The organism is Streptomyces sp. NPDC031100 (assembly GCF_055570785.1).
Map to the genome: position 1 here is coordinate 402,858 of NZ_JBVIGN010000004.1, position 20,247 is coordinate 423,104.

At 71.4% G+C, this 20,247-nt stretch carries 20 protein-coding genes; 8 read left to right on the forward strand and 12 right to left on the reverse strand.

Annotation, left to right across the window (positions count from 1 at the left end; all coding sequences use genetic code 11):
• Positions 1 to 32: 32 nt before the first annotated feature.
• Complete coding sequence (locus ACZ5DS_RS13740; RefSeq protein ID WP_468237268.1) at positions 33 to 365, forward strand: ATP/GTP-binding protein; 333 nt, start codon at positions 33 to 35, stop codon at positions 363 to 365.
• Between the two features lie 10 nt (positions 366 to 375).
• Here the strand turns inward: ACZ5DS_RS13740 and ACZ5DS_RS13745 are convergent, their stop codons facing one another.
• The 4 genes from ACZ5DS_RS13745 to ACZ5DS_RS13760 all read right to left on the reverse strand — a co-directional run bounded on the left by ACZ5DS_RS13745 (position 376) and on the right by ACZ5DS_RS13760 (position 4,321).
• Positions 376 to 1,233, reverse strand: coding sequence for an ABC transporter permease (locus tag ACZ5DS_RS13745; RefSeq protein WP_468237271.1), 858 nt, complete (start codon positions 1,231 to 1,233; stop codon positions 376 to 378).
• Positions 1,230 to 2,459, reverse strand: a complete 1,230-nt coding sequence (locus ACZ5DS_RS13750) for an ABC transporter ATP-binding protein (RefSeq protein ID WP_468237273.1) — start codon at positions 2,457 to 2,459, stop codon at positions 1,230 to 1,232. The genes ACZ5DS_RS13745 and ACZ5DS_RS13750 overlap by 4 nt, the downstream gene beginning before the upstream one ends.
• A 131-nt stretch (positions 2,460 to 2,590) precedes the next feature.
• Complete coding sequence (locus ACZ5DS_RS13755; protein ID WP_468237275.1) at positions 2,591 to 3,364, reverse strand: ABC transporter permease; 774 nt, start codon at positions 3,362 to 3,364, stop codon at positions 2,591 to 2,593.
• A gap of 3 nt (positions 3,365 to 3,367) precedes the next feature.
• A complete protein-coding gene (locus tag ACZ5DS_RS13760) occupies positions 3,368 to 4,321 on the reverse strand; it encodes an ABC transporter ATP-binding protein (RefSeq protein WP_468237277.1) in 954 nt (317 codons plus the stop codon).
• Between the two features lie 150 nt (positions 4,322 to 4,471).
• Here ACZ5DS_RS13760 and ACZ5DS_RS13765 point away from each other — a divergent pair, with 150 nt between their 5' ends.
• Positions 4,472 to 5,983: an outer membrane protein assembly factor BamB family protein gene (locus ACZ5DS_RS13765; RefSeq protein ID WP_468237279.1), complete on the forward strand. Its 1,512-nt coding sequence runs from the start codon at positions 4,472 to 4,474 to the stop codon at positions 5,981 to 5,983.
• Positions 5,984 to 6,050: 67 nt separating this feature from the next.
• On the opposite strand, the gene ACZ5DS_RS13770 is transcribed toward ACZ5DS_RS13765, so the two are convergent.
• The 3 genes from ACZ5DS_RS13770 to mce form a co-directional block, all read right to left on the reverse strand.
• Entirely contained in the window at positions 6,051 to 6,986 is a 936-nt protein-coding gene (locus tag ACZ5DS_RS13770) for a cellulose-binding protein (RefSeq protein ID WP_468237281.1), read from the reverse strand.
• 184 nt (positions 6,987 to 7,170) lie between these two features.
• Positions 7,171 to 11,019 (reverse strand): polarized growth protein Scy, encoded by a 3,849-nt coding sequence (gene scy, locus ACZ5DS_RS13775; protein WP_468237283.1) that lies wholly within the window; start codon positions 11,017 to 11,019, stop codon positions 7,171 to 7,173.
• A gap of 275 nt (positions 11,020 to 11,294) precedes the next feature.
• A complete protein-coding gene (gene mce, locus ACZ5DS_RS13780; RefSeq protein WP_468237286.1) occupies positions 11,295 to 11,735 on the reverse strand; it encodes a methylmalonyl-CoA epimerase in 441 nt (146 codons plus the stop codon).
• Between the two features lie 149 nt (positions 11,736 to 11,884).
• Here mce and ACZ5DS_RS13785 point away from each other — a divergent pair, with 149 nt between their 5' ends.
• Positions 11,885 to 13,084 (forward strand): acetyl-CoA C-acetyltransferase, encoded by a 1,200-nt coding sequence (locus tag ACZ5DS_RS13785; protein WP_468237289.1) that lies wholly within the window; start codon positions 11,885 to 11,887, stop codon positions 13,082 to 13,084.
• 47 nt (positions 13,085 to 13,131) lie between these two features.
• On the forward strand, positions 13,132 to 14,088 hold the full coding sequence (gene meaB, locus ACZ5DS_RS13790; protein ID WP_468237291.1) for a methylmalonyl Co-A mutase-associated GTPase MeaB: 957 nt from the start codon (positions 13,132 to 13,134) through the stop codon (positions 14,086 to 14,088).
• A gap of 68 nt (positions 14,089 to 14,156) precedes the next feature.
• Here the strand turns inward: meaB and ACZ5DS_RS13795 are convergent, their stop codons facing one another.
• The 4 genes from ACZ5DS_RS13795 to ACZ5DS_RS13810 all read right to left on the reverse strand — a co-directional run bounded on the left by ACZ5DS_RS13795 (position 14,157) and on the right by ACZ5DS_RS13810 (position 16,813).
• On the reverse strand, positions 14,157 to 14,633 hold the full coding sequence (locus tag ACZ5DS_RS13795) for a MarR family winged helix-turn-helix transcriptional regulator (protein WP_468237294.1): 477 nt from the start codon (positions 14,631 to 14,633) through the stop codon (positions 14,157 to 14,159).
• Positions 14,634 to 14,725: 92 nt separating this feature from the next.
• Positions 14,726 to 15,532: an AIM24 family protein gene (locus ACZ5DS_RS13800; protein ID WP_468237297.1), complete on the reverse strand. Its 807-nt coding sequence runs from the start codon at positions 15,530 to 15,532 to the stop codon at positions 14,726 to 14,728.
• Complete coding sequence (locus tag ACZ5DS_RS13805; protein ID WP_468237300.1) at positions 15,529 to 16,179, reverse strand: AIM24 family protein; 651 nt, start codon at positions 16,177 to 16,179, stop codon at positions 15,529 to 15,531. Before ACZ5DS_RS13805 ends, ACZ5DS_RS13800 begins: the two co-directional genes overlap by 4 nt.
• A gap of 1 nt (position 16,180) precedes the next feature.
• Entirely contained in the window at positions 16,181 to 16,813 is a 633-nt protein-coding gene (locus tag ACZ5DS_RS13810) for an AIM24 family protein (RefSeq protein WP_468238216.1), read from the reverse strand.
• A gap of 159 nt (positions 16,814 to 16,972) precedes the next feature.
• Here ACZ5DS_RS13810 and ACZ5DS_RS13815 point away from each other — a divergent pair, with 159 nt between their 5' ends.
• The 4 genes from ACZ5DS_RS13815 (at position 16,973) to ACZ5DS_RS13830 (ending at position 19,220) form a co-directional block, all read left to right on the forward strand.
• Entirely contained in the window at positions 16,973 to 17,323 is a 351-nt protein-coding gene (locus ACZ5DS_RS13815; RefSeq protein ID WP_468237302.1) for a DUF3817 domain-containing protein, read from the forward strand.
• Positions 17,320 to 17,613 (forward strand): MTH1187 family thiamine-binding protein, encoded by a 294-nt coding sequence (locus ACZ5DS_RS13820; RefSeq protein ID WP_468237305.1) that lies wholly within the window; start codon positions 17,320 to 17,322, stop codon positions 17,611 to 17,613. The genes ACZ5DS_RS13815 and ACZ5DS_RS13820 overlap by 4 nt, the downstream gene beginning before the upstream one ends.
• A gap of 148 nt (positions 17,614 to 17,761) precedes the next feature.
• Positions 17,762 to 18,514, forward strand: coding sequence for a hypothetical protein (locus ACZ5DS_RS13825; RefSeq protein ID WP_468237308.1), 753 nt, complete (start codon positions 17,762 to 17,764; stop codon positions 18,512 to 18,514).
• A gap of 55 nt (positions 18,515 to 18,569) precedes the next feature.
• Positions 18,570 to 19,220, forward strand: coding sequence for a TetR/AcrR family transcriptional regulator (locus ACZ5DS_RS13830; protein ID WP_468237310.1), 651 nt, complete (start codon positions 18,570 to 18,572; stop codon positions 19,218 to 19,220).
• A gap of 34 nt (positions 19,221 to 19,254) precedes the next feature.
• Here ACZ5DS_RS13830 and ACZ5DS_RS13835 read toward each other — a convergent pair whose 3' ends face one another.
• Positions 19,255 to 20,235 carry an ArsR/SmtB family transcription factor gene (locus ACZ5DS_RS13835; protein WP_468237312.1) on the reverse strand — a complete coding sequence of 327 codons (981 nt, stop codon included), beginning with the start codon at positions 20,233 to 20,235 and terminating at the stop codon, positions 19,255 to 19,257.
• Positions 20,236 to 20,247: the final 12 nt, after the last annotated feature.

Genomic DNA, 20,247 nt, shown 5'->3' on the forward strand with positions numbered 1-20,247 from the left:
CGTGCTTCCTGTATAGCCCCGAGAGGTGTCCCGTGTCCCCGCGTCGCAACCGACCGAAGGCAGCCGAGTCGTCCGGCCGGAGCGCCGAGGACGACCGGACCGGCCGGTACGGCGGCTGGCAGTCCACCGAGAGCTGGCAGGGCGAGGAGTGGAGCGTGCGCCATGTCGCCGGGGCGAGCGCCGAGGGCAAGACCTACCGCTGCCCCGGCTGCGACCAGCTGATCCCCTCCGGCGTCCCGCACGTGGTGGCCTGGCCGGAGCACGCGGGCGTCGACGACCGCCGCCACTGGCACAAGGCGTGCTGGAACGCGAAGGACCGCCGCACCACCCGGGTGCAGCGGTCCCGCAACGCGCCGAAGTTCTGAGCCGCCCGGTTTACACGTCCCGGCTCTGCAGCAGCGCGTAGGCGCCGGCGTACGCGGCCGCCGTCACGCCCAGCATGATCCACAGCGGGTCCCAGCCCGTCGGGCCGGACTGGCTCAGGGTGTTGTCGTAGAAGACGCCCATCTGGCTCGGGATCGAGTACTCGAGCAGCGCCTTCTGCACCTTCTCCAGCGACGAGGCGTTCATGAACAGCGCGATCACGAGCGGGGCGAGCACCGCGCCGATCATGATCGTGATGGCGCCCGCCGAGTGCCGGATGATCGAGCCGACGAGCAGCGAGAGCAGCCCGAGCAGGGCGATGTAGAGGCTGATGCCGACGGTGGCCTTCAGCCACTCCCCGCCGGTCGGGCTGCTCGCGCCGTGGCCCTCCAGCATGGACGTCTGCACCATCGCCACGAACGACACGGTGGCCAGCGTCACCACGAAGGCGATGACGAAGAACACGATCGACTTGGCCGCCAGCACCCGGCCCCGGCTGGGGCACGCGGTCATCGTCGTACGGATCATGCCCGTGCCGTACTCGGACGCCGTGGTGAGCACGCCGAGCGTGATGATGCACATCATGCCGATCAGCAGGCCGAAGAAGCCGAGGGTCAGCGGGCTCTGGCCGGACAGGTCGCCGGAGCCCCGGACCGCGAAACCGGCCAGCAGGCCGATGCCGACCACGAGCAGGATGAAGACGCCGAGCGTCCACATCGTCGAACGCACCGACTTGATCTTCGTCCACTCGGAGGCCAGCGCGTGTCCCAGGTGGGTGCGCACGACCGGGATCGGCGAGCTGTAGCCGGGGTAGGCCCCGCCGGGCGCGGCGGCGGGGGCCTGCGGCATCGCGGTCTGGTGGGTGCTCATCGGGCGTCCTCGGGCTGGGTCGTGTCGGCGGTGGGGACCGGGGAGGCGGCCACCGGGGGCTGCCCCTGGGGGGCCTGCGGGGCCGGTGCGGCCGGTGCGGCGTACGGGTTGGCTCCCGCGCCGGGAGCGGCATACCCGCCCGCGGGCGCACCGCCGTACGGCCCCGAGGGCGGCGTCGGCATCGCGAACGGCTGGCCGCCCTGCTGGGGCGGCGGCGGGGCGTACCAGCCCGGCTGGCCCTGGCCGGGGATCGGCATGGGCGGCTGGGCGCCCGGCGGCAGCGGCTGCTGGAGGCCCGCCTTCTGGTCGACGGTGGAGCGGTAGTCGACGGCGCCCTGCGTCATGCGCATGTACGCCTCCTCCAGCGAGGCCTGGTGCGGCGACAGCTCCCACAGCCGTACGTCCGCCTCGTGCGCGAGGTCGCTGATGCGGGGCAGCGGCAGCCCGGTCACGCGCAGCGCGCCGTCCTGCTCCGGCAGCACATGGCCGCCCGCCTCGGTGAGCGCGGAGGACAGCTTCTCGCGCAGCTGGGGCTCGGTGTCGGGGGTGCGGACGCGCGCGAAGTCGGCGGAGTTGGCCGAAATGAAGTCCTTCACGCTCATGTCGGCGAGCAGTTGGCCGCGCCCGATGACGATGAGGTGGTCGGCGGTCAGCGCCATCTCGCTCATCAGGTGCGAGGACACGAAGACCGTACGGCCCTCGGCCGCGAGCGCCTTCATCAGGTTGCGGACCCAGAGGATGCCCTCGGGGTCGAGGCCGTTGACCGGCTCGTCGAAGAGCAGCACCTGGGGGTCGCCGAGCAGCGCGGCTGCGATGCCGAGGCGCTGTCCCATGCCCAGCGAGAAGCCCTTGGAACGTTTCTTCGCCACCTCCTGCAGGCCGACGACCCCGAGCACCTCGTCCACCCGCCGGGCCGGGATGCCCGACAGCTGGGCGAGGCTCAGCAGGTGGTTGCGGGCGGCCCGGCCGCCGTGCACCGCCTTGGCGTCGAGCAGCGCGCCGACCTGGCGGGGGGCGTTGGGCAGCTTGCGGTACGGGTAGCCGCCGATGGTGACCGTGCCGGACGTCGGGTTGTCCAGCCCGAGGATCATTCGCATCGTCGTCGACTTGCCCGAGCCGTTGGGCCCGAGGAAGCCGGTCACGGCTCCCGGTCGCACCTGGAAGGAAAGGTTGTACACGGCGGTCTTGTCGCCGTAGCGCTTCGTCAGGCCTACAGCCTCGATCATGCTCCGCACCCATCGAAAGGTTCAGGACAGCGGGGCACACGCCCCCGTAAGGGTTAGGAGGATATCCGGGCGCTGACGGTTCCGCCCAAGAGAAAGTAAAGCCAGAGCGTTACGGATCGTGGCAGGAGGGGCTACTGCGCGTCCCGGCGCTTCAGCAGGACGTAGCCGCCCGTGACCGCCGCGACCACCCACAGCACCATGATCCCGAGCCCGCCCCAGGGGCCGTAGGGCGTGTCGTCGACGGCACTCGGCACCACCTGCATGATCCGGCGGCCGGCCTGGTCGGGCAGGAAACGGCCGACCTTCTTGGTGGCGTCCACGTTGCCGAGGATCGTGGAGATCAGGAAGAAGAACGGCATCAGGATGCCGAGCGAGAGCATGGGCGAGCGCAGCATCGTGGCGACGCCCATGGAGAACATCGCGATGAGGGTCATGTAGAGCCCGCCGCCGATCACCGCGCGCAGCACTCCGGGCTCGTCGATCCGGGTCCCGAGGGGGCCGAGCATGGCCTGCCCGAGGAAGAAGGCGGCGAAGCTGGTGGCCATGCCGACGGCCAGGGCGAGCGCGGTGGCCACGGCGATCTTGCCGAACAGGAACGTGCCGCGCTGCGGTACGGCGGCCAGGGAGACGCGGATCATGCCGGTGCTGTACTCGTTGGAGACGACGAGCACACCGAACACGATCATGGCGAGCTGGCCGAGGGTCATGCCCGCGAAGCTGATGACCGTGGGGTCGAAGGAGAGCCGCTCGCGCAACGGCATGTTCTCGTACTGACTCCTCGACAGCGCGGAGATGAGCATCCCGAGTGCGAGCGTGACCACGACGGCGAGCGAGAGTGTCCACACGGTGGACGCAACGGACCGGATCTTGGTCCACTCGGACCGGATCACCTGCACGGCCGCCATCGCTCAGGCCCCCTTCCAGCCGGCGCCCCAGTCCTGCGGGACGGGAGCGGGCCCGGCGTGTGCGTGGTACTCCACCGACTCCGCCGTCAGCTGCATGAACGCCTCCTCCAGTGAGGCCTGCTGCGGGCTCAGCTCGTGCAGCACGATCCCGTGCCGCGCGGCCAGCTCCCCGATCCGCTCGGCCCTGCCGTCCTCCACCTCCAGCGCCCCGCCGCCCGCCTGCACGACGGTGATGCCGGCCTCGTGCAGCACGTCCATGAGCCGCTCGCGCTGCGGAGTACGGATCCGGACGTAACTGCGCGCGTTCTGTCGGACGAAGTCCGCCATCGAGGTGTCGGCCAGCAGCCGCCCCTGTCCGATGACCACCAGATGGTCTGCGGTCAGCGCCATCTCACTCATCAGATGACTGGACACGAACACGGTCCGCCCCTGTGCGGCCAGCGACTTCATCAGGTTCCGGATCCAGTGGATGCCTTCGGGATCGAGCCCGTTGACCGGCTCGTCGAACATCACGATCCGCGGATCACCGAGCAGCGCGGCCGCGATCCCGAGCCGCTGGCCCATGCCGTACGAGAACCCCTTGGCCTTCTTCCGGGCCACGGCGGTGAGCCCCACGGTGTCGAGCACCTCGTCCACCCGGTGCCGGGGGATCCCGTTGCTCTGCGCCAGGCACAGCAGATGGTTGTAGGCGCTCCGCCCGCCGTGCACGGCCTTGGCGTCGAGCAGGGCCCCGATGTACGTCAGCGGGTCCTTCAGCCGGTCGTAGTGCCGGCCGTCGATCCGGACATCCCCGGCGGTGGGCCGGTCGAGACCGAGGATCATCCGCATGGTGGTGGACTTCCCGGCGCCGTTGGGTCCGAGAAAGCCGGTGACGATGCCGGGCCTGACCGAGAAGGTGAGTCCGTCGACCGCCAGCTTCTCGCCGTACCGCTTGGTCAGCCCCTCCAGCTCGATCATGCGGCCACGCTAAGACGGGTGTTGGGCGGCTGCCACTTGAGGGGTCGGAGGGAGTCCCTGAGCCGCCACCGGCGGGTTATGCTCCAGCTCGCCTGATCGACGGGGCGGTGCCGGGGGGCGCCGGAAAACAGAACACGGGCGGGGGCGGAAGTGGTTGAGGACAGCAGACCGCGCACGGGGTGGGGCGCGGTGCGGGCGGGGCTGGCGGTCGTGGCGGCGGGGGCCTCGGTCGGGCTCGCGGTGGAGTTCCATGTGCTGGGGTGGACGTCCATTCCCGGCGGCGAGTGCGGCGGCGACTCCTGCCCGGAGGGCACCGTGCCCACTCTCCTTCTGGCGTTCCTGCTGACCTTCGTCGGCTTCGGTGTCCTGGCCCGCGCGATCCAGGCGTTCACCGAGCGGCGTCCTGGCATGGCCGTGCCCGCCGTCCTCACCGCGACGGGCGTGCTGCTCGCGCTGTGGCCCGGCTGGCAGGCGTACGTCTGGATGCGCGGTCCGGTGCTCGACTCCGCCTGGCAGGCCGCGCCGGACCGACCGACGACCGTACGGGCACAGGGCGTGTGGACCGTGGGCCGGGACGCCGCGACCGTCGTCCGGGTGCGCGACGACGCGCTCGTCTCCTACGACTCCCACGGCGGGGACCGCCGCTGGACGCTGCGCGCCCCCGTGCGTGAGTCGGTGTGCGGCATGAGCGAGCGCGTCGTCGACGGCGTCGGACTGGTCGCCTTCGCGCGCTACAAGATGCCCTGCGACACGGTGTGGGGCGTCGACACCCGCACCGGACGCAAGCTGTGGGAGCGGCCCCTCAAGGGCGTCGCCCAGTTCACCTCCGGCAGCGACAGCCTGCTCGCGGCCGACGGAGGCGTGGCCCTCGCGCTGACCGACACGGGCGTCCAGGCGTACGGCCTCGCCGACGGCCGGCCGCGCTGGAACGCCGACCTGGTCAAGAAGAGCCGTGACGGCGAGACGTGCGGGCCGAACGTCGTCTCCGCGAGCGACGGCACCACGCGTGTCGTCGTCACCTGCACAACCGGGGACGGCGGCAGCGGACGTCTGGTGACCCTGGACAGCGCCACCGGCAAGCAGCGCGGCAGCCTGGACCTGCCCATCGAGAGCCCCGCCGACACGGTCATGGTGCTCTGCGCCGACCCCTTCACCCTCCTGCTGAAGGAGAGCGACAAGCGCGGTGTCGCGGCCGTCCTCGCCTACCCCGACCCCCACGGCGACCCGGTGCAGATCCCGCTCACCGGCGACGACGAGGACCTCACGCCGCTCCCGGACACCTACGACACCTTCACGGCGCGGCCGGCGCTCTGGGCGACCGTCAGCGGGGACACGCTCGTCGTCGCCGGTGCCAAGCCGGGTACCTCCTCTCCCGACCGCGTCTCGGGCTACGCGCTGCGCGACGGCCGGCACCTGTGGCACGCCGACCTGGGTGATGTCGCCGCGCTGGCTCCGGCCGGCCGCGACCGGGTGGCGGTGCTCGGGAACGGCCGGCTGTGGACGCTCGAGGTGGCCCACGGCCACCGCATCGGCGAGGACGATGGAACGACGGTGCGCACGGACCGGTACGCCACCGGCGGCCACCTGCTGCGCGCCGGCGACACCTGGGTCGTCGTCAACGGCGACGGCACGAGCAGACCGCCCTTGCTGGGACTGCGCTAGGACATGCGGAAGGGGCGGCGGGACCTGAGTCCCACCGCCCCTCACGGCGTCGTACGACTGCCGGAACCTACCGGGACTGCTGCGCCGGAACGCCCCGGGAGATCGGCTCGTCCTCGGCGGGGGAGCCGGCCGCGGCGACCGCGGCGCCGGTCAGCGTGGCGAGCATCTCGCGGACGTTCGTCAGCTGGGCGTTGATGCTGTCGCGGCGGTTGGTGAGAGCGGCCAGCTCGCGCTCGGATTCCGAACGGATGCGGTCGGCCTTGGCGTTGGCGTCGGCCACGATGTCCTCGGCCTGGCGCTGGGCCGTCTCCACCGTCTGGCGGGCGCGGCGCTCGGCGTCCGTGCGCAGCTTCTCCGCCTCCAGACGCAGCTGCTCGGCGCGGTGCTCGATCTCGGCGAGGCGCTTCTCCGCCTTCTGCTGACGGGAGGCCAGGTCGCGCTCGGACTGCTCGCGGCGCTTGGCGAGGTTCGTCTCGAAGTCGGCGGCGGCCTGCGCGGCCTTGGCGCGGGTCTCCTCGAAGAGGGCGTCCGCCTCCTCGCGCTTGGACTGCGCGTCCTTCTGGGCCTCGGACCGCAGCTGCGCCGCGTCGCTCTTGGCCTTCTCTACGATCCGGACGCCCTCGTCCTCCGCCTTGGCCTTGCGCTCCGCGGCGAACGACTCGGCGTCGTTGCGAACCTGCTGGGCCGCCGACTCGGCGAGCTCGCGGTGCTGCTCGGCCGCGCGCCGGGCCTCCTCACGCAGATCCTTCGCCTCTTCCTCGGCGAGGCGCAGGATCTTCTCGACCCGCGCGCCGAGACCCGCGTACGACGGCTCGGCGTCGGTGATCTGGGCCTGGGCGTTCTGCGTCTCGAGGTGCAGCTCCTCGATGCGCTTCTCCAGGGAGGTGATGCGGGAAAGAGCGCTGTCACGGTCGGAGACGAGCTTGGAGATACGTTCGTCCACCTGAGCGCGGTCGTACCCACGCCGCACAAGCTCGAAGCCGTAGGGGGAAGTGTCGCTCATGGGGTTCCTGTCGAAAGAGACCGGTGAGGTGATAGGGGGAATCCTAGGGGCCGAAGCGGTGTGTCATCGAGCGGATACGTGTTTGATCTGGAGAATGACACCTCTTTTGGGTGGCTGACCGTCGGACGGCTTGCCAAATACTGGGTCAAAGCCCCCCAGCAGACACGGAAAACGTCAGCGCGCGCTAGCCGTCCGACGATTTGCCACCCGATCGGGGGGCGCCGACGGTGGCACCCGCCTTGACTCCGCCGTCCTTGCCGGACGAGGGGGCCTCGAAGGACTCCAACGCCTCCAGGACGTCCTGGACACGGGAGATCTCGGCGTTGATGTCCTCGCGCCGGCGCACCAGGACCTCCAGCTCGCGCTTGCCCTCCTCGACCGTGCGCCGGGCCTCGCGGATCGCCTCGGCCTTCAGCTCCTCGGCCTCCTTGATCAGGGAGGCCTTCTTCTGCTCGGCCTCCTTGAGCAGGCCCTCCGCCTTCTTGACCGCGGCGATCCGGACCTTGCCCGCCTCGGAGTTGGCCTCCGACACCAGCTCCTTGGCCTTCGCCTGCGCCTTGGCCAGCTGCTCCTCTGCCGCCTTGATCAGCGCGTCGCAGCGGTCACCGGTGGACTTCATCGTCTCGGCGGCTTCCCGGCGGGCCCGCTCGTGCAGCTCCTCGATCTCGGAGGTGATGCGGTCGCGCAGCTCCTCCGCGCGCTCCCTTATGGCGGTCGCGTCCCGGCGGGCGCCGACCAGCAGCTCGTCCGCGTCCGTACGGGCCTTCTCCACCAGCGAGTTGCCCTCGATGGTCGCCTCGGAGACGAGCCGCTCGGCCTCGGAGCGGGCGGCGCCCACCATCGTGTCGGCCTGCGACTCCGCGTCCGCGGTGGCCTTCAGCGCCTGCTGCTGGGCCTCGGTGAGCAGCTTGTCCGCCTCGGCCGTGGTCTCCGTGATGAGCTTGTCGACCTGCTCGGCCGCCTCCGAACGCCGCTTGTTGGCGTCCTTGCGGGCCTCGTCGAGGGTCCGCTCGGCCTCCTCGCGCGCGGAGTTGACGAGCCGCTCGGACTCGGCGTCCGCGTCCGCCCGGTGCCGCTCGGCCTCGCTGCGCAGCCGCTCCGCGTGCTGCTGGGCCGAGCCGACCGTCTCGGCGGCCTCGGCACGCAGCCGCTCGGCGTCGTCGGTGGCGTCCGCCATGAGCTGCTCGGCACCCGCGACGGCCTCGGCGCGGACCCGGTCCGCCTCCGCGACGGTCTCCGACTGGAGGCGCTCGGCCTCGTTGCGCGCCTCGGTGATGAGCGTGTCCGCCTGGGTTGCCGCGTCCGAGCGGATGCGGTTGGCGTCCTCGCGGGCGTCCGCCCGGGTGCGGGCCGCGGCCTGGTCGGCCTCGGCGAGCGCGTCCGACGCCTCCGTGCGCACCCGCTGGGCGTGTGCGGACGCCTCCGAACGCAGCCGCTCGGACTCCGCGATCGCCTCGGCGACCGTACGCTCGGCGAGCGCCCGGGCGGCCTCCGCCTCCTCGTTCGCCTCGCGCCGCACCCGCGACGCGTCCTCGCTCGCCCGCTCCCGCTCGGCGTAGGCGTCGGAGCGGACCCGGTCCGCCTCCTCCTCGGCCTCCCTGCGGGTACGGTCCGCCGCGTGCTCGGCGGCCGAGCGCAGCCCGGTGATCTCCTCCTGCGCCTGCTCGTGCAGCCCGGCGACGGAGTCCCGTACCTGCTGGGCGTGTTGCTCGGCGGCGGACACCATCTCGGTGGCGCGCCGGTCGGCCTCCTCGACCAGCCGGACCGCCTCCGCCTGCGCGTCCTCCACCCGCTTGCGCGCCGAGGCCAGCAGCTCCTCGCTCTGCTCGCGGGCCCGCTCGCGCTCCTGGTCGGCCTCGGCGCGCGCGGCGCCGAGGAGTTCCTCGGCCTCGCGGCGGCGCCGGGCGGCCTCCTCCTGGGCGGCGGCCAGCGTCTCGGACGCCTCGGTGCCGAGCCGCTCGGCGGCGGCCTGCGCCTCCGCACGGACCCGGTCGGCGGTGTCCTGGGCCTCCGCCTTCAGCCGCTCGGCCTCGGCCGCGGCCTCCGACCGCAGGCGTACGGCGACGGCCTCGCCCTCGGCGCGCGAGGCGGACGCGTCGGACGCGGCCTCCGTGCGCAGCCGGTCCGCCTCGGCCTCGGCCTGCTGCTGGAGCGTACGGATCCGCTCGGCGGACTCGGTGCGCAGCCGCTCGGTCTCCTCGGCGGTCTCCCGGCGGATCCGGGCCGCCTCCGCACGGGCGTCGGTGAGCGCCTGCTCGGCCGCGGCCAGCCGCTCCTGGGTCTCCGTCTGCAGCCGGGTCAGGTCCTCCGCGGCCTCGGTACGACGGGCCTCGACCGCCCGCTCGGTCTCCTCGCGCAGCTCGCGCGCGGCCTGCTCGGCGTCCGACTTGACCGCCTCGGCCTGCTCGCCGGCCTCCTCGCGCAGCCGCTCGGCCTCCTTGCGGGTGCGCTCCAGGGTCTCCTCGGCCTGCCGGCGCAGCGTGGTGGCCCGCTCGATGGCCTCCGTGCGGACCTTCTCGCTGTCCGTGGTCGCCTTCTGCCGCAGCTCGTCGGCGTCCGCCTTGGCCTTGGCCAGCAGTTCCTCGGCGGACCTGGCCGCCTCCTCGATCTGCACCACGGCCTCGCGGCGGGCCTCGGCGCGGATCGACTCGCCCTCGGCGACCGCGTCGGACCGCAGCTGCTCGGCCTCGCCGCGCAGCCGGCGGGCCTCCTCCTGCAGCTCGACCGTCTTGGCGCGGTACTCCTTGGTGTCGTCCTTCGCCGCGCCCTTGAGCTGCTCGGCGATGTCGTGCGCCTCGGCGCGCAGCCGGTCCGCCTCGGCCTCGGCCTCCGTGCGGATCCGCTCGGCCTCCTCGGCCGCGGCCTTGGTGGTGTTCTTGGCCTCCTCCGACGCCTTGTTCAGGACGTCCTCGGCGGTCTTGGCGGCCTTGGACAGCTGGGTCGCGCTCTCCTCGGCGGTGACCGTACGGGCCTTCTCGGAGGCCTCCGCGACGATCTTCTCGGCCTCGGCCCGCGCGTCGGCGACCAGCTGCTCGGCCTCGGACCTGGTGTTCTCGGCCTCCTTGGTGGCCTCCTCGACCAGCCGGGCGACCTGCTCCTTGGCCGTGCGCGTACGGGCCTCGCCCGCGGCCTCGGCGCTCGACAGCGTCTTGGTGGCGGCCTGCTCGGCCTCCGTGACCAGCTTCTCGGCCTCGGCCTGCGCCTTGCGCAGCGCCTCCTCGGCCTGTGCCATGCGCTCCTCGGCGGCCCGGCTCAGCTCGGCGGCCTGCCGGCGGGCGGCATCCGACTCGCTGGCGGTGGAGGTGCGCAGCTGCTCGGCGTGGTCGGTGGCCTCCTGCGCCTGCGTGGAGGCGGCGTTCAGCAGCCGCTCGGCGTCCGTGCGGGCGCGGCGCAGGATCTGTTCGGCCTCCGTGCGGGCCGCCTCGGCGTCGTTCTGCAGCCGCTGCCGGGCCTCGTTCGTCAGCCGCTCGGCCTCCGCGCGGGCGGCGGCCATCGCCTGCTCGGCCTCGGCGCGGGACTCGTCGAGGAGCCGGCGGGCCTGGGACTCGGTGCGGGCGCGCAGCTGCTCGGCCCACGCCACGTTCTCGTTGACGTGCGACTCGACGGTCTGCCGGCGCTCGGCCAGCTCCTGGTCCAGCTGCTGCCGGCGGGTGACCGCCTCCTGGTGCAGCTCGGCCTGGAGCCGGGCGGCCTGCTCGGCGTGCTCCTGCAGGATGCGCTGGGTCTGCGCGCGGGCCTGGCTCAGCTCCCGCTCGGCGTCCTGGCGCAGCTGGTCGGCCTGGATCTGGGCATTGCGGAGCAACTGCTCGGCCTGATAGCCGATGTCACCGCCGTCGTAGGCGGGCCGGGTCATCAGGGTGCGTCGCGCCTCGTGCAGCTTGGCGCGCAGCACCTCGACCTGGTAGCCGAGGTCCTCGGCGTGCTGGATCGCCTTTTCCCGCTCGGTCTTCAGCCGCTTCATCTCGGCCTCGAACCGAGAGAGGTGGTCGACGTCAGCCGCCGGCTCTCGCTCCTGGCTCTCGTAGCCCCGCACTGCGCGGTCCCATCCGTCCCCTGGTCGCAATCTCCAACGAGCTCCGTCCATCCGCCGAACGGGGCCCCCGGGGAATGGTGTCAGATCAACGGCGGAGCACGGGCTGCTGCCCCGACGCTCGTCCCCCGAAACCCGGACCCCGGCGGTCCCTCCGGTAACGCGGCGAGCGTGCGTGCCAGGCGTCGCGAGGCAGACGTCACCTTTGATGGAGGGACCGGGTCGCCCCGGTTGTGAGGACGACCGCCCCCAACCCTACCGGCCCTTATGTACGGCGGTCAGTGCTCGGGCGACTCAACAGGGGCCGAAGTGACCAGTTCTGTCAGGACACCATGGCAGTCCTTGGGGTGCAGGAAGGTGATCCGCGACCCCATGGAGCCGCGTCGTGGCGCGTCGTACAGAACGCGTACGCCCTTGCCGCGGATCTCCTCGGAGTCCCCGTCCACATCCGCCGTACCGAAAGCGATGTGGTGGACGCCCTCCCCGTTCTTCGCCAGCCACTTGCCGACCGCCGAGTCCTCGCGGGTGGGCTCCAGCAGCTGGAGGTAGGAGGCGCCGCCGTCGGACGTCTCGTTGATCTTGAGCATGGCCTCGCGCACGCCCTGCTCCTCGTTGACCTCGGTGTGGAACACCTCGAAGCCGTACGTGGCCTTGTAGAACTCGACGGTGGCGTCGAGGTCGTGGCAGGCGATCCCGATGTGGTCGATTCGCGTCAGCATGGATTCAGTGCAGCGCTACGGACGTGGTTACGCAACGTGCGCGCGATCACACCGACGGCCCGATGACGGCACGGAGTGCCATCAGTACATTCGAGGTAAACCCTCGTTCACTCCTCGGCTCTTTCGCAGCTGGAAGGGGATCGCAGCTCATGTCTTCTGGAACGACCAGTTCGGTGATCGTCGCGGGCGCCCGTACGCCCATGGGGCGGCTGCTGGGCTCGCTGAAGTCCTTCTCCGGAGCCGACCTCGGCGGCTTCGCGATCAAGGCCGCCCTCGACCGTGCGGGGATCGGCGGCGACCAGGTGCAGTACGTGATCATGGGCCAGGTGCTGCAGGCCGGCGCGGGGCAGATCCCGGCCCGCCAGGCCGCGGTCAAGGCCGGCATCCCGATGAGCGTCCCGGCGCTCACCGTCAACAAGGTGTGTCTGTCCGGACTGGACGCGATCGCGCTGGCCGACCAGCTGATCCGCGCCGGCGAGTTCGACATCGTGGTGGCGGGCGGCCAGGAGTCCATGACCAACGCCCCCCACCTGCTGCCGAAGTCCCGTGAGGGCTTCAAGTACGGCGCGGTGGAGATGCTCGACGCGATGGCCTACGACGGCCTGACCGACTCCTTCGAGGGCATCGCCATGGGCGAGTCCACCGAGAAGCACAACACGCGCCTCGGCATCGCCCGTCCCGAGCAGGACGAGATCGCCGCACTGTCCCACCAGCGGGCCGCCGCTGCGCAGAAGAACGGTGTCTTCGAGGCCGAGATCACCCCGGTCGAGATCCCGCAGCGCAAGGGCGAGCCGGTCGTCTTCAGCAAGGACGAGGGCATCCGCGGCGACACGACCGTGGAGTCCCTGGGCAAGCTGCGCCCGGCCTTCGCCAAGGACGGCACGATCACCGCCGGCACCTCCTCGCAGATCTCGGACGGTGCGGCGGCCGTGGTCGTGATGAGCAAGGCCAAGGCCGAGGAGCTGGGCCTGGAGTGGCTCGCCGAGATCGGCGCCCACGGCAACGTGGCCGGCCCGGACAACTCCCTGCAGTCCCAGCCGTCCAACGCCATCCAGCACGCCCTCAAGAAGGAGGGCCTGGAGGTCGCCGACCTCGACCTCATCGAGATCAACGAGGCCTTCGCCGCGGTCGCCGTGCAGTCAATGAAGGACCTCGGCGTATCCACGGAAAAGGTGAACGTCAACGGTGGCGCGATCGCGCTGGGTCACCCGATCGGTATGTCCGGCGCCCGCCTCGTGCTCCACTTGGCGCTGGAGCTCAAGCGGCGCGGCGGCGGTGTCGGCGCGGCCGCGCTGTGCGGTGGCGGCGGTCAGGGTGACGCCCTGATCGTGCGGGTACCGAAGGCCTGAGTTCCAGTTACGTCTGTTTACGTCCGTGAAGTGAACGGAGCTGTTTGATGCAGGACGTCTCCTCTCTGGTGGCCCAGGCCAGGGAAGGCCGGCCGCGGGCCGTGGCCCGGCTGATCTCCCTGGTGGAGGGGGCGTCCCCGCAGCTCAGGGAGGTCATGGCGGCGCTCGCCCCGCTGACCGGCAACGCCTACGTGGTGGGCCTCACCGGCTCGCCCGGCGTCGGCAAGTCGACCTCCACCTCCGCCCTCGTCACGGCGTACCGCAAGCAGGGCAAGCGGGTCGGCGTCCTGGCCGTCGACCCGTCGTCCCCCTTCTCCGGCGGGGCCCTGCTCGGCGACCGGGTGCGCATGTCGGACCACGCCTCCGACCCCGGCGTCTACATCCGCTCCATGGCGACGCGCGGCCACCTGGGCGGCCTCGCCTGGGCCGCCCCGCAGGCGATCCGGGTCCTGGACGCGGCGGGCTGTGACGTGATCCTGGTCGAGACGGTCGGCGTCGGCCAGTCCGAGGTCGAGATCGCCTCCCAGGCCGACACCTCGGTGGTCCTCCTGGCCCCGGGCATGGGCGACGGCATCCAGGCGGCGAAGGCCGGAATCCTGGAGATCGGCGACGTGTACGTCGTCAACAAGGCGGACCGGGACGGCGCCGACGCCACGGCCCGCGAACTCAACCACATGCTGGGCCTCGGCGAGGCCCGCGGCCCCGGCGACTGGCGCCCGCCCATCGTCAAGACGATCGCGGCGCGCGCGGAGGGTGTGGACGAGGTGGTCGAGGCCCTGGAGAAGCACCGCGCATGGATGGAGGAGCGCGGCGTCCTCGCCGAGCGCCGCAGGGCCCGCGCGGCCCGCGAGGTGGAGACGATCGCGGTCACAGCCCTTCGCGAACGCATCGGCGACCTCCACGGCGACCGCCGCCTGGACGCCCTGGCCGAGCGCATCGTGGCCGGCGAACTGGACCCGTACCGCGCGGCGGACGAACTGGTGACGGGCCTGACGGCGGGCTGAGGGCGGGCTGAGGGCGGCAGCCCCCAGGGCGCTGGGGTCACCCGACACCCTGGAGGCCCTTGCCAAGCTCAGGGACGCCCCCGCTGCCCCCTCAGGTGCTCGGCGATCGGCTTCAGCCCCTTGTCCAGCTCCGTCAATGCCTCCGGCGACAACAGGTCGATGAAGTGCCGCCGCACCGACGCCACATGATGCGGCGCGACCTTCTTCATCGTCTCCATGCCGTGATCCGTCAGCACTGCGTACAGCCCCCGCCGATCGGACTCGCAGTTCTCGCGCCGCACCAGGTTCGCGTTCTCCATCCGCGTGATCTGGTGCGAGAGCCGGCTCTTGGACTGCAGGGTGGCGGAGGCGAGGTCGCTCATCCGCATCCGCAGCTCTTCCGACTCGGAGAGGTTCACGAGAATCTCGTAGTCATTCATCGTCAGGCCGAACGGCTGCAGATCCCTTTCGAGTTGGTACGTCAACAGCCTGTTGACCTCCAGGTGGGTGCGCCAAGCGCACTGCTCCGCATCGGTCAGCCAGCGCGTGGCCGTTTCGGTCTCCATGTATGAAGTCTACCTAAGAAGTTGAATGACGAACTACTTCGGGTGGTGTGACAGTGCGCACGCGTTCGACGTCACACTCCGCAGACTACCGCTCACAGCCCGAAGCGACGCTGGAGGTCTCCCAGCTGTCCGGGAAGGCGCGGTACGGCCGACGATTGCGGACCGTGTCCACCCGGTGCCGCTCCGCCACCGCCGGGCACCCCCGGTTCGGGCGGAACCACCCCCGTGGCCCGCTCGGCCATGAGGGTCTCGCTCGACTGCAGCAGGACCGTCCCGGCCCCCACGAACTCGAACTGGTGCTCCTCGCCGGAGGCCCCGCCGAGGCCCGTCATCGCACGTAGACCGCCCAGGACACCCGTCAGGTACCCGTGGTCGTAGTGATGACAGGGGGACGGGCAGTCGGCCCACCCCACCAGCGCCTGCGGGTCCACCCGGATCGGAGGTTCCATGAACACCACCGGTCCGTTAGATGCGGCCACAAACGTGCCGGTTCCGATAAGGGTCAGAAAACCTGGCACGATCGATTGTTTGAGCGCGAGACTTGGCTGAAAAGCGAGCAGATTGCCCGCGCGAATGGTCAAGTTCCCGTCGTCCAGGTCGTAGGAGTTGACGTCGAAGGCCCGGTCGGCCAGCAGCATCTTCCCGGAGCCCTCCGCCACGACCCAGTCGCTCGCGTGCAGTGGCGAATGGAACGACGTGCGGACAAGTCGGTCGAGTCGGCCGTGCCCGACGCCGTTGAACTCGATCGCCCCGTAGTAGGCGATCATCTTCCCCTTCTGCAGGAACCACTGCCCGCTCTTGAGCTCCACGCAGAACGTGTACTTGTTCACGTTGTCGTCGGCGGGGAGGGTCAGGGGGTCGTACACCACCGGCCCGCCTGGGGTTCCGTACGCGCTCACAGCTTCTCCTCCGACGCCTGGACGAACACCGTGCCGTTCCCGCTCAGCTCCAGCTGGAACGCCTCGCCGGAGCCGCGGCCCACCATGTCGCGCCAGCCGAGCGCGGTGGACAGCTTGTTGCGTACGTCGCCGTGGTGGGCGACGTACGCCTGCGGGTCCACATGGACCGGGCGCTGGGGCGTGATCGGGATCTCGAAGACGCCGCCGTGGGCCATCACGGCCACCGAGCCGTGCCCCTGGAGGGTGGTGGTGAACAGGCCCTGCCCGGTGACCTGGCCCCGGACCAGGCCCATGACCCCGCCCTGTGAGCCCATGAACATCGTGCCCTGCTGGAGCGTGCCCTCGAAGGCGAGCAGCCGGTCGGCCTCGACGTAGAGGGTGTCGCCGGAGAGGTTGATGACGTGCACGTGGTGGCCGCCGTGCCCGAAGAAGACGGTGCCGCTGCCCTCGATGGTCATCAGCGGGGTCGCCTCGCCGGCCACCCGCTGCCCGAGCATGGACATCAGCCCGCCCTGGCCGCCCTGGAGGTTGGGCGTGAAGGACACGTCCCCTCGGTAGGCGAGCATCGCCCCGCGCTGGCTGAACAGCCGCTGCCCGGGCAGCACGGTCGCCTCGACCATCTTGGAGTTGATCTCACGGAAGCTCATCTCACAGGTCCCCCGCGATCGTGTTCCGCTCGCTCGGCTGCACATAGACCAGGCCGTCGCCCTCGAAACGGATCTGGAAGGCCTCGCCGCCGCCCTCCCCGAAGAGCGTGCGGAACGTCACGCCGGACTGGAAGGACTGCCGTACGTTGCCCTGGTGGGCGATGTAGGCGCCCGGGTCGACGATCAGCGGGTACTGCGGGCTGACCCGGAGCACCACCGCCGGCCCGTCGGACATGATCGCCGCCTGTCCGTGTCCCTCGACGGTCGTCGTGAACAGCCCGTTGCCCTGCGAGGCGCCGCGCAGCCCCGTGAACGTCGTGCCCGTTCTCAGCCCCGCGTCGGTCGCGAGGAGGTTGCTCGACTCCACGTAGAGCTTGTCCCCCCGGAGCTGCACCAGATTGATCTCCGAGGCGCGGTCCGCGAACCAGCAGGTCCCCTGCCCTCTCACCTCCATCACCGTCATCTGCTCGCCCGTGAGCCGTCGGGTCACCATCCCGCGCAGCCCCTCGCCGCCACCGGTCAGCTTCTTGAAGGCCATCTGCCCGTCGTACGCGACCATCGAGCCGTTCTTCGCCTTCACGGCGTCCCCGGTCATGTCGACGGCGAGCACCTTGCTCCCTTGGAGTCGGAACATCGCCACGCTGTGAAAGTAGCGGCGACGCGGGTGGACCGAACAGGCCCCGCGGGTGGAGAGCGACCCTGACCGCACCCCTAGGGACACGGTTTGCCACAATGGGCGAACGCTTGTGCTTCCGTTCACAAACTGCGACGTCTCTCCCACCGAAGGTGACCCGTGGACCTCAAGACAGCATCCGCCATCCGCCGCCTGCGCCTGATCTCCGTGCCGGAGGGCATCTCCTGGATCGTTCTCGCGACCTGCACGATCATCAAGCACACGGTCGCCTCGGGCTTCGACGTCGCTCCCGTGCTGGGCCCGATCCACGGCGTGCTGTTCATCCTCTACGTGATCTTCTGGCTGGACGCCTGGAACCGCACCAAGTGGGCGAAGGGCAAGGCCGCCCTCTACTTCGCGTACTCGATCATCCCGGGCGGCGGCTTCATCATCGAGCGCGCGCTGCGCCGTGAGGCCGAGGACGCCGTCATCGCCGCCCGCGCCCGCAAGGAAGGGGTCGTGAACGCATGATCGTCGCCTTCTCCGTGACACCCCTGGGCGTCGGCGATGACGTGGGGGAGTACGTCGCCGACGCCGTCCGCGTGGTCCGCGAGTCCGGCCTGCCCAACCGCACCGACGCCATGTTCACCTCCGTCGAAGGGGAGTGGGACGAGGTCATGGACGTCGTCAAGCGCGCCGTGGCCGCCGTCGAGGAGAGGGCCCCGCGGGTGTCGCTCGTCCTCAAGGCCGACATCCGGCCCGGCGTGACCGACGGGCTCACCTCCAAGGTCGAGACGGTCGAGCGGCACCTGGCGCGGTAACGCTGGCCGACCCGCCCATGAACCCCGGCTCTCAGGGGCCGGGGTTCTGTCAACCGCTTTCTTTGAGCGATCGCTCAAAGGTGCGTTACTTTCCCTCCCAGACAGTTTGAGCAGTCGCTCAAACGCCACTCTGACGTGGGGGAACACCATGGGTCTCTACATAGAGACGCATATCCGCGCCGACTTGGACGATCTCTGGGCACGCACCCAGGACCCCGCCCAGCACCAGCGCTGGGACCTGCGGGTCACCGAGATCACCCACCTCCCGCGCGCGGAGGGCGAGCCGCAGCGCTTCCGCTACGTCACGCGCGTGCTGCCGTTCCTCACGGTGTCCGGCACCGGAGTCGCCGCGCACGAGAAGGAGCGCCCCGACGGCACCCGCACCTCCGCCCTGCGCTTCGCCTCCCCGCACCCGCTGTCCCTGGTCGCCGAGGGCAGCGGCTACCGGCGGTACGTGCCCGACGCGCACGGCGTCCGCTTCCTCACCGGCTACGACTACCGCCCCCGCTGGGGCGCCTTCGGCACGCTCGCCGACCGGATGGTGGTCCGCCCGCTGACGGGCTGGGCGACCGCCTGGTCCTTCGACCGGCTGCGGCTGTGGCTGGAGCGGGGCATCACCCCCGAGCGGGCCCTGGCCAACTGGCTGGCCGAGCTGGCGGTCCGCGCGCTGGTGCTCACCGTGTGCCTCACCGGCCTGGGGCTCGAGTCCCTGATCCGCGTCTTCGGCCCGTTCGGGGCCACCGTGGCCTACCTGTGCCCGCTGCTGCTGGTGGTCGCGATGTCGCTCGCCCTGCTCAAGGCGCCGCTCGCCTGCACCCCGGCGGCCCGCCGCTGCCTGCGCTCCCCGGTCACCCAGGCACGCGCACCCCGCCTGCTGCACACCCTGGAGGAGTACGGATGACCGGAGTCGGACGGATGACCTCGACGGCCCCGAAGTTCCGCGCGGTGACGGGCGCATGAGCCCGGAGACGGCGAAGTCCCAGGAGACCAAGACCAAGCTCCTGGAGGGCGCGCTGCGCACGCTCACCGAGCAGGGCATCGCCAAGACCTCGGCCCGTACGGTCGCCTCGGCGGCCGGCGTCAACCAGGCGCTGGTCTTCTACCACTTCGGATCGGTGGACGAACTGCTCGCCGCCGCCTGCCGCTACGGCGCCCAGAAGGCCGTGGCGCGGCACCGCACCCGGCTCGCCTCCGTCACCTCCCTCTCCGAGCTGCTCGCCGTCGGCCGCGAGATCCACGAGCAGGAACGGGCCGGCGGTCACGTCGCCCTCCTCGGCCAGCTCCTGGCCGGCGCCCAGACCCATGCCGCCCTTGGCCCGGCCACGGCCGCCGGTCTCGACCTGTGGATCGCCGAGATCGAGCAGGTACTGCGGCGGGTGCTCGCTTCCACCCCCTTAGGCGGGTTCACCGACCCGGCGGGCCTCGCCCGCGCCGTGGCCGTCTCCTTCGTGGGCATGGAGCTGTACGAGGGTGTGGACGAGGCCGGCGCCCACGCGGCTCTGGATGCCCTGGAACAGCTGGGAGCACTGGTCGCGGCCCTGGATGAACTGGGCCCGGTTGCGCAACGGGCGGTCCGCCACCACCTGCGCCGCAAACGCTCCGGTTGATCACACCCGGCTGATCACACCCGGCACACCGGCTTCAGCCCCCCGACGCCAACGCCATCCCCAGGGGCGTCCGCTCGTACAGCACCTGGTGCCCGTAGCGCCGTGCCGTCAGCAGGCCCGCGTCGCGCAGGACCGTCAGGTGCGCCGACACCGAGGAGGGGGCGAGCCGCAGGCGGTGGGCCAGGGCGGTGGTGCTCGCGGGTTCGTCCAGGGCGGCCAGGACGGCGGCGCGGTTGGGGCCGAGCAGTCGTACGAGCGCCTGCGGGGTGCGGTCGGCGGGCTCGGCCCACAGCCCGGCGATGCCCCGGGCGGGGTACACGACCGTGGGCTGCCACGGGGGCTCGAAGCCCGTGATCACGTCGGGCCAGGAGAAGACGCTCGGCATCAGCACCAGGCCCTGGCCGCCGAGGTCGCGCGCGTACTCGCCGTGTCGCGCGAGCGTCAGCGTGCGGCCGTTCCAGGACAGCCGCCCGTCGAGTTCCGGCAGCAGCGCGCCGAGGCCCACCTCCGCCAACCGCCGCGAGTGGAAGGCCACGTCCGCCTCCAGCAGCGCCCGCAGCCGGGGCCACTCCGGCTCGACCAGCACCCGCCAGGCCTCCTCCATCGCGTCCGCCAGCTCCCGCACCATCCGCGCCGGATCGGCGAGCCACGCCCGGCCTCGCGCCGACTCCAGAGCACCCGGGGTGCAGGCGAGCGAGAGGGCGGTGTCGTCCCGGGCCGCGTCCGGATCGGCCCCGCGCACGGCCGCGATCTCCTCCTCGAAGGTGGCCGCGGGGCCGATCGGGGGCGGACCGAGCCAGTCGGGCGAGTGCCCGCGCCGCGGCATCAGCAGCCACAGCGGCGACAGATCCAGCCCCGCGGCCACCGTACGGCTCCGCCGCAGCCAGGGCACGTGATACCCCTGCCGATCGGGCCGCTTCAGCGTCCGCACCGCCTCCTGCGTCTCCCACAGGGGCGACACGGCGAACCGGCAGCGCAGCAAGTCCTCCTCACCGAAGTGAAGCTGCGAGGGCACGGCGGTCCTTTC

What these genes read in the sequence shown, in the direction of transcription:
- ACZ5DS_RS13810 (WP_468238216.1), bottom strand. Translation starts at nt 16,813, where the DNA reads ATGTTCCGACTCCAAGGGAGCAAGGTGCTCGCCGTCGACATGACCGGG.
- ACZ5DS_RS13820 (WP_468237305.1), top strand. Translation starts at nt 17,320, where the DNA reads ATGATCGTCGCCTTCTCCGTGACACCCCTGGGCGTCGGCGATGACGTG.
- mce (WP_468237286.1), bottom strand. Translation starts at nt 11,735, where the DNA reads ATGCTGACGCGAATCGACCACATCGGGATCGCCTGCCACGACCTCGAC.
- ACZ5DS_RS13755 (WP_468237275.1), bottom strand. Translation starts at nt 3,364, where the DNA reads ATGGCGGCCGTGCAGGTGATCCGGTCCGAGTGGACCAAGATCCGGTCC.
- ACZ5DS_RS13805 (WP_468237300.1), bottom strand. Translation starts at nt 16,179, where the DNA reads ATGAGCTTCCGTGAGATCAACTCCAAGATGGTCGAGGCGACCGTGCTG.
- ACZ5DS_RS13785 (WP_468237289.1), top strand. Translation starts at nt 11,885, where the DNA reads ATGTCTTCTGGAACGACCAGTTCGGTGATCGTCGCGGGCGCCCGTACG.
- ACZ5DS_RS13760 (WP_468237277.1), bottom strand. Translation starts at nt 4,321, where the DNA reads ATGATCGAGCTGGAGGGGCTGACCAAGCGGTACGGCGAGAAGCTGGCG.
- meaB (WP_468237291.1), top strand. Translation starts at nt 13,132, where the DNA reads ATGCAGGACGTCTCCTCTCTGGTGGCCCAGGCCAGGGAAGGCCGGCCG.
- ACZ5DS_RS13770 (WP_468237281.1), bottom strand. Translation starts at nt 6,986, where the DNA reads ATGAGCGACACTTCCCCCTACGGCTTCGAGCTTGTGCGGCGTGGGTAC.
- ACZ5DS_RS13745 (WP_468237271.1), bottom strand. Translation starts at nt 1,233, where the DNA reads ATGAGCACCCACCAGACCGCGATGCCGCAGGCCCCCGCCGCCGCGCCC.
- ACZ5DS_RS13795 (WP_468237294.1), bottom strand. Translation starts at nt 14,633, where the DNA reads ATGGAGACCGAAACGGCCACGCGCTGGCTGACCGATGCGGAGCAGTGC.
- ACZ5DS_RS13825 (WP_468237308.1), top strand. Translation starts at nt 17,762, where the DNA reads ATGGGTCTCTACATAGAGACGCATATCCGCGCCGACTTGGACGATCTC.
- ACZ5DS_RS13830 (WP_468237310.1), top strand. Translation starts at nt 18,570, where the DNA reads ATGAGCCCGGAGACGGCGAAGTCCCAGGAGACCAAGACCAAGCTCCTG.
- ACZ5DS_RS13750 (WP_468237273.1), bottom strand. Translation starts at nt 2,459, where the DNA reads ATGATCGAGGCTGTAGGCCTGACGAAGCGCTACGGCGACAAGACCGCC.